Annotated in this window: 2 protein-coding genes; both read left to right on the forward strand. The window is 22.4% G+C overall.

Annotation, left to right across the window (positions count from 1 at the left end):
* The first annotated feature begins 165 nt into the window (after positions 1-165).
* On the forward strand, positions 166-1,782 hold the full coding sequence (locus D9R21_RS05635; RefSeq protein ID WP_126821437.1) for a hypothetical protein: 1,617 nt from the start codon (positions 166-168) through the stop codon (positions 1,780-1,782).
* A 78-nt stretch (positions 1,783-1,860) separates the two neighbouring features.
* On the forward strand, positions 1,861-2,340 hold the full coding sequence (locus D9R21_RS05640; RefSeq protein WP_126821438.1) for a lipoprotein: 480 nt from the start codon (positions 1,861-1,863) through the stop codon (positions 2,338-2,340).
* Positions 2,341-2,556 lie beyond the last annotated feature (216 nt).

Consider the following 2,556-nt stretch of genomic DNA (forward strand, 5'->3'; position numbering starts at 1 on the left):
AGTTTTCATTCTTTATTAAAAAAAGCAACAATTCATAACAATATTTACTTATCGCATGACGAATATATTAATGATGTTAAAAAATGAAATAAATGATATTCAAGCCGCAAAGAAAAGGATATAATAAATAAAAGTTTATAAACCTTTTTTACTAATACTTACTTTTTGGGGTGCAGTCTAGAAACAAATGTTAACGTTTCAACTTCGGGTGTAGTGCTAAATAATAAACTATATATTGGTTCAAATGATCATAAAGTTTATGAATATGATCCGGCAACAGGACAACAAAAAGAGGTTATTAATATAGAAAAAGACCAAACTTATTCTTCTGGTATAGTATTAAATAATAAGGTTTATTTTGGTATAGGAAATAAAGTTTATGAATATGATCCGGCAACAGGACAACAAAAAGTTGTAATTACAGCACCAAATAATATTAATAATTTTATAATTCCTGTTGTAGTATTAAATAATAAGATTTATTCTTGTCCCAATAATAGTTCTGAAATATATGAATATGATCCAGCAATAGGACAACAAAGTGTTTTTATTACAACAAATAAAAGTATTACTAGTATTGGACCAGTTTTAAATAATAAATTTTATTTTTGGGATAGTAGTAAAAATTTTTATGAATATGATCTAGTAGCGAAACAACAAAAAAATATTGAGTTTGTAGTAAAAGATTGAATTGTTTCAGAAACTGTTTTAAATAATAAGGTTTATTTTGGTACAAGGTTTAATAATAATTTATATGAATATAATCCTGTAACGTGACAACAAAAAGAGGTTATTATTGAAAATGATATAATTACTAAAATTGGACTTTTTTTAAATAATAAATTTTATTTTGTTGCAAAAAATAAAGTATATGAATGTGACCAATTCGAATTAAATGAATCTAATAATATTAATATAAGAGATCAAATAAAAAAAGGTTTATATTTAGAGTATAAAAAACAAAATCCCAATTCTAAAATTAAAAAAATTTATAATATTAATTTAGAAGAATTAACATTGTCTGATATTACTATAGAACAGACACAAAAAAATAAATCATCCAATTTAGAACAAAATATTAATGATTTTTGTAAAGATTCTAATTCAACATTTATAAATAATAGTAATATTGACCAAACACAAAATACAATTGCTTGTTCTAAACAATTGATAGAAACAAATACATTTCAAAAAATGAATGGATTTTCTAAATCAGAAACAACATCAAGTACTGATAATTGAAGTGCAAATGTAAATACTAAAGTTACATTAAAAGCTACTGGTTCAGCGGGTATAACTTTTATTGCTGAGGGAAAAGTTGAAGTTGGTGTTGAAGTTGGCGGTGGATATACTTGGGGAGGAACAAAAACTTATACTATAGCAAATACCTCTAATTCTTCTGACACAGAAATTAAAACAACCACAAACACTACAACAATAACTGTTCCATCTCAACCAGTAAAAGTTCCGGCACATAGTAAAATTTCAATTTCTGTTATTTCTTGAGAAAATAATATAAAACTTATTTTAAGTTATTATCAAAAAGTTAATGGTGTAATTAGTGCAGATTTTATTGATAAAGATAATAATAAATCAACAATTTATATTTCGATTAAAGATGCTGTGCTTAATTTATTAGAAAATAATATTTTACCTTCAAAAATTAAAATAAACGATGATAATAGTATAAGTTTTTCTTATAATATTAAAACTGAAAAACAAATAATTATGAATCAAACTCAAATTGGTGAAGATATCCCATTAAAGAAGATATCCCATTAAATTTATATGAACAAAATGAAAAATTTAAAGATAATGCAACAGGCATAGTTATAGTAAAAAAATAATTATGAATATAATGTGAAAAAAATATTAAATATTTCAGGAACAATAACTTTAATAGCAACAAGTACAACAAGTTTAGTTGCTTGTAATACACCACAATATATAGAAAAAGAATTATTAGATTTAAAAGAAAAAAATAATATAAAAACAAAAGATGGTATTTTAGAATGAATAACAACACAAGAAAAACCATTTAGTCAAGTTGATAATAAATGATATTATGTAGTATGACGAGGGGAAGAAAAAAATAATTGAAGAATAATTAATTTTAACTATGATTTTAATAATACAAAAAAAATAGATAAAGATAATTCTTTTATTCTTTATATTACAGCAATTAAAAAATTACAAATATGAAATGAAATGAATAAAAATTGAACTGAATGAAGTAATGATAAAAATAAAATACAATATAAATGTGTTTATCGTTGAAATTTAGATACACAAAAACCTAATTTAATTTTAGATGAAAACAGTAATATAAAAATAAAATAAGAATAGACAAATATATAAAAAGTCATTTTAAATTAGTAGAGTGCACTCCAAAAAGTAAGTATTAGTAAAAAAGGTTTATAAACTTTTATTTATTATATCCTTTTCTTTTCGGCTTGAATATCATTTATTTCATTTTTTAACATCATTAATATATTCGTCATGCGATAAGTAAATATTGTTATGAATTGTTGCTTTTTTTAATAAAGAATGAAAACT

The sequence above is a fragment of the Spiroplasma endosymbiont of Megaselia nigra genome (assembly GCF_003987485.1).
In the GTDB taxonomy this organism is placed as follows: domain Bacteria; phylum Bacillota_I; class Bacilli_A; order Mycoplasmatales; family Mycoplasmataceae; genus Spiroplasma.